9 protein-coding genes are annotated in these 6,746 nt (G+C 69.4%); 8 read left to right on the top strand and 1 reads right to left on the bottom strand.

Features of this window, described 5'->3' with window-relative positions:
- The first annotated feature begins 177 nt into the window (after nt 1-177).
- The 8 genes from ACZ7OI_RS49085 (at nt 178) to ACZ7OI_RS49050 (ending at nt 5,965) form a co-directional block, all read left to right on the top strand.
- Complete coding sequence (locus tag ACZ7OI_RS49085) at nt 178-969, top strand: MBL fold metallo-hydrolase (protein WP_470270996.1); 792 nt, start codon at nt 178-180, stop codon at nt 967-969.
- Nucleotides 966-1,553 carry a DedA family protein gene (locus ACZ7OI_RS49080; protein WP_470270995.1) on the top strand — a complete coding sequence of 196 codons (588 nt, stop codon included), beginning with the start codon at nt 966-968 and terminating at the stop codon, nt 1,551-1,553. The genes ACZ7OI_RS49085 and ACZ7OI_RS49080 overlap by 4 nt, the downstream gene beginning before the upstream one ends.
- On the top strand, nt 1,550-3,670 hold the full coding sequence (locus ACZ7OI_RS49075) for a phage holin family protein (protein ID WP_470270994.1): 2,121 nt from the start codon (nt 1,550-1,552) through the stop codon (nt 3,668-3,670). Before ACZ7OI_RS49080 ends, ACZ7OI_RS49075 begins: the two co-directional genes overlap by 4 nt.
- Nucleotides 3,667-3,906: a glutaredoxin family protein gene (locus ACZ7OI_RS49070; RefSeq protein WP_037361625.1), complete on the top strand. Its 240-nt coding sequence runs from the start codon at nt 3,667-3,669 to the stop codon at nt 3,904-3,906. Before ACZ7OI_RS49075 ends, ACZ7OI_RS49070 begins: the two co-directional genes overlap by 4 nt.
- The gene (locus ACZ7OI_RS49065) at nt 3,903-4,124 is read left to right on the top strand and encodes a putative acetyltransferase (RefSeq protein ID WP_470270993.1); all 222 of its coding nucleotides are present in this window, start codon (nt 3,903-3,905) and stop codon (nt 4,122-4,124) included. The genes ACZ7OI_RS49070 and ACZ7OI_RS49065 overlap by 4 nt, the downstream gene beginning before the upstream one ends.
- An 80-nt stretch (nt 4,125-4,204) precedes the next feature.
- The gene (locus ACZ7OI_RS49060; RefSeq protein ID WP_470270992.1) at nt 4,205-4,705 is read left to right on the top strand and encodes a MarR family winged helix-turn-helix transcriptional regulator; all 501 of its coding nucleotides are present in this window, start codon (nt 4,205-4,207) and stop codon (nt 4,703-4,705) included.
- Nucleotides 4,702-5,202 carry a hypothetical protein gene (locus tag ACZ7OI_RS49055; protein WP_470270991.1) on the top strand — a complete coding sequence of 167 codons (501 nt, stop codon included), beginning with the start codon at nt 4,702-4,704 and terminating at the stop codon, nt 5,200-5,202. The genes ACZ7OI_RS49060 and ACZ7OI_RS49055 overlap by 4 nt, the downstream gene beginning before the upstream one ends.
- Before the next feature lie 10 nt (nt 5,203-5,212).
- On the top strand, nt 5,213-5,965 hold the full coding sequence (locus ACZ7OI_RS49050; RefSeq protein ID WP_470270990.1) for a methyltransferase domain-containing protein: 753 nt from the start codon (nt 5,213-5,215) through the stop codon (nt 5,963-5,965).
- Here ACZ7OI_RS49050 and ACZ7OI_RS49045 read toward each other — a convergent pair.
- Nucleotides 5,931-6,731 carry a TetR/AcrR family transcriptional regulator gene (locus ACZ7OI_RS49045; protein ID WP_470270989.1) on the bottom strand — a complete coding sequence of 267 codons (801 nt, stop codon included), beginning with the start codon at nt 6,729-6,731 and terminating at the stop codon, nt 5,931-5,933. The genes ACZ7OI_RS49050 and ACZ7OI_RS49045 overlap by 35 nt on opposite strands.
- Nucleotides 6,732-6,746: the final 15 nt, after the last annotated feature.

The following is a 6,746-nucleotide window of genomic DNA, read 5'->3' as shown; positions in this document are numbered from 1 at the left end:
CTTGTCAAGGCATCTTTCCCGCCTTGACAAGCACCCGCCGTCCGTCATCACAATGGGCTTCGGGGTGCCCCAACCCACCCGGGCGCAATGTCGCCCCCAGGCGACGAGCCGCCCAGAACGGTGCCCCCCCACCACTCCACCGAGCATCTCCCGGAACATCCAGCAATACTCGAACCCGTGACCAGCCCGAACCTCCACTTCCTAGGCCACGCGACCACCCGCGTGGAACTAGCCGGACAGGTCGCCCTGACCGACCCAGTCCTCACCCGCTGGATCGGCCCCCTGACCCGAGTGGTCCCCAAACCCGACCTCACCGCCTGGTCCGCAGTAGACGTCGTCCTCATCTCCCACCTCCACGGCGACCACCTCCACCTCCCCTCCCTCAAACTCCTCGGCAAAACCAAGAGAATCGTCGTCCCCCGAGGCGCAGGCTCCTGGCTGGCCAAACAAGGCTTCACCGAGGTAGAAGAACTCTCCCCCGGCCAATCCATCACCTCCGGCCCCCTGAAAATCACCGCCACCGAAGCGATCCACTCCGGCCACCGCTGGGGCCCCCGCCTCACCCACGGCCCCCAAAGCCCAGCCCTGGGCCACCTCCTGGAAGCCGGCAACACCCGGATCTACTCAGCAGGCGACACCGACCTCTTCCCCGGCATGGCCGACCTAGCCCCGGTAGACATAGCCCTCCTCCCGGTCTGGGGCTGGGGCCCCAACCTCGGCCCAGGCCACCTCACCCCGGAACGAGCCGCCGAAGCCGCCGCCCTCCTGCAGGCGCGCGCCGCGGTCCCGGTCCACTGGGGCACCCTCGCCCTCCCCGGCATCCACCGCACGGCCAAAATGCGCCAGCTCCTCGTGGAACCTCCGCGCACCTTCGCGCACCACGTCCGCTGTCTGGGCCTGGACACCGAGGTCCTGCACACCCGCCCCGGCTCCGACGTCCTGCTCCCCACCCGCAAGGAGCGCGGGTGAACTGGACAGACCCGTCAGCGATCGGCTACCCGGCGCTGTTCGGCGGAGTACTGCTCGGCTCCGTCATCCCGATCGTCCCGACCGGCGCGGTCGTCGGCGCGGCAGCCGCGGTCGCGATGACCACGGACCACCTCTCGCTTCCCCTGGTAATCCTGCTGGCAGTAGCAGGCGCATACCTAGGCGACGTGATCACCTTCGCCGTCCCGAAATTCGGCAGCGAACCGCTACTGCGCTTCGTAGAACGACGCCAGCAAGCCGAACGCCTCGCGAAAGGCCGGGAGCAGTTCGCGAGACGCGGCTGGCAGCTAGTGGTGATCGGCCGTCTAGTACCCGCCGGACGCATCCCGGTCCTGCTTGCCGCGGGCACGCTCGGCTACCCCTGGCGCAAGTTCCTGCCGTCCGGCCTCCTGGCCTGCGTCCTGTGGGCAGTGGCGTACTCGCTGCTGGGCATCCTCAGCGGCGGCATCTTCGACTCGCCGCTCATCGCGACGCTGCTCGCCACCGTCCTGGTGCTGCTGGTGACCGTGCTGACCACGCTGATCTCCAAGAAACGGGCGGCCAACCAGACGGGAGGACATCGATGACGACACCTGCTCCGGCGAAGGGCCGGTTGCTGCGCGGCGGCCGGGTCGTCGCGCGAGTCCTGCTGGTCTGGGTGGCGGTCACCGGCGCGCTGCGGCTGCTCGACGCGTGGCTCGACGGGTTCACGATGCAGTCCTGGTGGCAGCCGACGGTGTGCGCGCTGATCCTCGGACTGCTCGTCTCCGTGGTGTGGCCGCTGGTGGTGCGGGTGGCGTGGCCGATCGCGTACTTCACCCTCGGCGTTGGCACGTACATCCTGCTCAGCGCTGCGGCCCTGGCGATTCTGCAGGCCGTGCCCGGCGTTGAGCTGCACGGATTCTCGACGGCGGTCGTCATCACCGTCGCGATGTCCGCGGTGGGCGCGGTGATCTCCAGCGTGCTGGCCGTCGACGAGGACGAGATCTTCTTCCGCCGCGCCGCACGCCGCCGGCGGAAAGCGAAGCACCGCACCGATTTCGCCGATCAGCCACCCGGTGTGGTCTTCCTGCAGATCGACGGGCTGGGTTACGACACCGTCCGCCGCGCTGTGCGGGACGGCGACATGCCGACCTTCGCCAAGTGGCTGTCCGAGGGCACGCATTCGCTCACCCGCTGGCACACCGATTGGAGTTCGCAGACCGGCGCGAGCGTCTGCGGGATCCTGCACGGTTCCAACCACGACATCCTCGGTTTCCGCTGGTACGAAAAGGATCGCGACCACGTCATGGCGTGCGCGCATCCGTCCGACGCGGCCGAGATCGAGCGGCGGCACAGCGACGGGCGCGGGCTGCTGTCGATCGGCGGCGCGAGCCACGGCAACCTCTTCTCCGGCGACGCCCCGCACGTCAGCCTGACCATGAGTTCGGTGCCGGTCCTCACGCCGCGCAAGCGTCGACAGGGGCGGGTTGGCGCTGGGTATCGCGCCTACTTCGCCAACCCGATCAACGCGTTGCGCACCTTCGGTGTCGCACTCGCCGACGTCGTCCGCGAGCTGTCCGCGGCGGCTAAGCAGCGGCGCGCCGGTGTGCTGCCGCGGATCCCGCGCGGCGGGATCTACCCGCTGGCCCGGCCAGGCACGACGGTGATCGCGCGCGACGTCGTGGTGTCCGCGATCATCGGCGACATGCTCGCCGGACGGCCGGTGGTGTACGCCGATTTTCTCGGCTACGACGAGGTCGCGCACCACTCCGGCATCGAACGGTTCGACACGCTGGAGGTGCTGCGGTCGATCGACCAGCAGTTCGCGCGGCTGCTGCGAGCCGGGCGGCTCTCGCCGCGGAAGTACCACATCGTCGGGCTGTCGGATCACGGACAGACTCAAGGCCAGGCGTTCGTCGACCGGTTCGGCGAGACCGTCGAGGCGCTCGTCGGACGGCTCTGCGGCGGCGAACCCGTTGCCGAGCAAGGGAAACGTCGACAGGCGGAAAGCTGGCAGGTCAACGCCGCCCTCGCCGAGGCGACCGCGACCGGCGGCCTGATCGCGCGACGGCTGCGAGCCCGCGTCGAAGGCGCGGAAGGAGCCGAGAACCGGCCGCGCACGGCGACCGGCTCGCCGGGCCAGGTCACGCGCGTGGCTCCCGGGGTGGTCGCCGTGGTGTCCGGGCATCTCGCGATGGTGTCGTTCACCGAGCACGAGGGCCGGGTCGAGCTCGAGACGATCGAACGCGAGTACCCCGACCTGCTGCCGACGCTGGTCGACCACGACGGCGTCGGCTTCCTGCTGGTCCGCAGCCGGGAATTCGGCCCGGTGGTGCTGGGCCGCGACGGGTTGAAGCGGCTGGCGACCGGCGTCGTGATCGGCGAAGACCCGCTGGCCGACTACGGTCCGTACGCCGCCGAGCTGGTCCAGCGCGTCGACAGCTTCCCGCATTGCGCGGACATCATGATCAACAGCCGGTACGACGCGGACTCCGACCAGTCCTCGCCGTTCGAACGGCACGTCGGCTCGCACGGCGGTCTCGGCGGACCGCAGCAGCGCGGCTTCCTGCTGCATCCACGAGAATTCCCCGCACCCGGCGAACCCGTCGGCGCGGAAGCCGTGCACCGCGTGTTCCGCGACTGGCTCACGTTCCTCGGCCACCCGGAACCCGGTGCGGCCGAAGACAAAACCGCTGTCGTCCCCTCGGAGGTAGTGTCATGAGCAACCCGATCGTCTACGGCGCGAGCTGGTGCCCGGACGTCAAACGCAGCCGCGCGCTGCTCGACGCGAAGGGCGTCGAGTACGACTACGTGGACGTCGAGGCTGACCCGGCCGCCGAAGCCCGCGTACGCCAACTGCAGGACGGCGCCCGCCGCATCCCGACCATCGTCTTCGCGGACGGCAGCCACCTCGTGGAACCGAGCGACGACGAGCTGAACGCGCACCTGTCGCGGTGACTCCGCTAACGAAACTCCCGCTGGGTACGCGGGTCGTCGTGCGGTACCGGATCGAGGGCGGGTTCACCGATGCCCTCGGCCCGTTGCGCGCTCGCGACGCTGAGACCTGCACCGTCGAGACCAAACGCGGGTTGGTTGTCGTCCCGTTGGACGCGGTGGTCGCGGCCAAGCCCGTGCCGCCGGCGCCCCAGCGGAAATCGGCCGCACCGAACCTCTGACGACGACCGGTCCGTTCCAGGCCTGCGTCTCTTCGTGAATTGACCGGACAGACTCCACGCCGCTTTGGTAAAGTCGTTTCGTGTCGCAACGAAATGACTCTGCGGAACTGGCCCGAGCGGTCATGGAGCTCATCGACCGGGGCCACCGCCAGATCTCCCGGCGCCTGGATCTGACCCGGATCCAGGTGCTGGCGACCGTCGGCTCCCGAGGACCCGTCCGTCCCGGCGAGATCGCCGCCGAACTCGGCCTCACCGCGTCGGCGACCAGCCGTCACCTCACCGCGCTGGAACGAGCGGAGCAGGTCGTCGTCGAGCCCGACCCCGACGACTCCCGCACGTTCCTCGTCCGGCAGACCGAACAGGGCCGCTCGGAGATCGCCACCACGATCGAGGCGGGAGCCGCCGTCTTCGCGGACGTCATCGCAGACTGGCCGGACACGGACGTGACCACCGCCCTGGAGCTGATCACCCGCCTCAACCAGGCGTGGGCGCGACACGGCGGCACGGTCGCGAGCCCGCCCGGAACCGGTCCTCGCTGGCGTCGAGCCCGGCGCGTGCCGGGAAGCGAGGTGGAGCGGTGATCAGGGAACCGAGCACCCGGCCGCGACCAGTACCAGCGCCCGTCCAGTGGGCGCGGGTGCTGCTGGCCGTCGTGGCGATCAGTCATCTGGTGGTGCCCGTGGTGATGTGGGCGGGCCGGGATGCCTTGCGCACGCAGATCACGTCCCAGCACCCCGATTTCGCCGCAGCCGAAATCGACCGGTCCGTCGAGGTCGCCCTGGTTTCCGGGGCGGTATTCCACGGCGTCCTGCTTGTGCTGTGCGCGCTGCTGGCCTGGAAACTGGCCACCGCACGGCGGTGGACCCGCCGCCTTGCCACCGTCTCCCAGCTGTTGTCCGTGGTGTTCAGCGTCTTCTCCTGGTCGTCCTCGCCGATGTTTCACGCGATCATCCCGGTCGTCGGCGCGGCGCAGCTCCTCGTCGTCGTTCTGTTGTGGACGCCCGGTTCGGCGCGCGAATTCTTCGCCGGACAGGGGAAGACGCGGAAATCGAGTGGCCCGCCCGAGCCGAATTTGTGACGATCACGGGATGCGTACCTTCGACGAACTGGTGGACGAGGCCGCGTCGGTATCCGTGGCCGGCTGGGATTTCTCGTGGCTCGACGGCCGGGCCAGCGAGCAGCGGCCGTCTTGGGGGTATCAGCGGCTGCTCGGCGAACGACTTCGGGACGTCCAGTCCGTTGTGGACGTCCAGACAGGCGGAGGCGAGGTGCTGGCAGGCGTGCCGGTGCTGCCGCCGTTGACGGTCGCCACCGAATCGTGGCCGCCCAACATCGAGAAGGCCGCTGCGTTGTTGGAACCGCGCGGTGCGACCGTCGTCGCGGACACCGACGAGCCGCCGCTTCCGTTTCAGGACAACACGTTCGAAATGGTCGTCAGCAGGCATCCGGTCACTGTCTGGTGGGAAGAGATCGCGCGGGTGCTCCGGCCCGGCGGCAGTTATCTGTCGCAGCAGGTCGGGCCGTGGAGTGTGTTCGAACTGGTCGAGTACTTCCTCGGGCCGCAGCCGCCGGAGGTGCGCAACGGTCGCCATCCGGACCGCGCGAAGGCCGCGGCGGAGAAGTCCGGGCTTGAGGTGGTGGATCTGCGCTTCGAGGAACTGCGCACCGAGTTCCACGACATCGGTGCGGTGATTTACTTCCTGCGCAAGGTGATCTGGATGGTGCCAGGGTTCACTGTGGACGAGTATCTGCCGCGGCTACGCGAGCTGCACGAGGAGCTGCAGAAGGGGCCGTTCGTCGCGACGACTACGCGGTACCTGATCGAGGCGCGCAAGCGATAGCCGCCTCGATCCCGTCCGCCAGCACCGCCACGCCGGCTTCGAAGCTCAGCCGCGCTTCATGCTCCAAATAGGACACTCCGGCGGGCGGTGGCGGCGAACTCTCCTCGCCCAGCCGCGCGACGTGCGGGTACCGCTGCGCCAGATCCGGCGCCAGCTCGCCGAGCGCAGCCGTCCGCGCCCGCCACCAGTCCTCATCGGACAGTCCGGTTTCCTTCAGCGCCAGCCGGGATTCCGCGGCGATCTGCACCGCGCCGCGCACGACGTTGAGCAGCGCGCCCACCAGCCGCCTCACCTGACCGGCGGGCAGGCCGGTCGCGAACAGCACCCGCAGCACCGTTTCCTGCGTCCGGAACTCCCCCGGACCCAGCACCGGACGCGCGTAGGAGACCTGCAGCAGCCACGGGTGTCGCAAGTGGAATTCCCACAGGTCCCCGGCCAGCTCGAGCAAAGCGGGACGCCAGCCGCCGGACAGATCGTGGTCGTCGCGCAGATCGCCGAACACCTGGTCGCACATCAAGTCGATCAGCTCGGTCTTGCTCGGCACGTACGTGTACAGCGCCATCGCGGTGCGCCCGAGCCGTTCCCCGACCGCGCGCATCGACAGCGCCGACATGCCTTCGGCGTCCGCGAGTTCGATCGCCGCGCCCACGATGAGGTCGACGCTCAGCGCGGGTTTCGGCCCCGGCGCACTGCGCGATTCGACGCCCGCGCGCCACAGCAGCTCCATCGAACGGCGGGCGTCGCCCTGCCCCGCGAACACGACCACCGGCGGACCCCTTTC

It is taken from the genome of Amycolatopsis sp. NPDC114503 (assembly GCF_055633655.1).
Note: the sequence above shows the minus strand (reverse complement) of the source record. Positions and strands in the feature narration are given on the sequence as shown.

Excerpts from the sequence above, each read along its gene's own strand:
- ACZ7OI_RS49075 (WP_470270994.1), top strand. The coding sequence starts at position 1,550 with ATGACGACACCTGCTCCGGCGAAGGGCCGGTTGCTGCGCGGCGGCCGG.
- ACZ7OI_RS49050 (WP_470270990.1), top strand. The coding sequence starts at position 5,213 with ATGCGTACCTTCGACGAACTGGTGGACGAGGCCGCGTCGGTATCCGTG.
- ACZ7OI_RS49070 (WP_037361625.1), top strand. The coding sequence starts at position 3,667 with ATGAGCAACCCGATCGTCTACGGCGCGAGCTGGTGCCCGGACGTCAAA.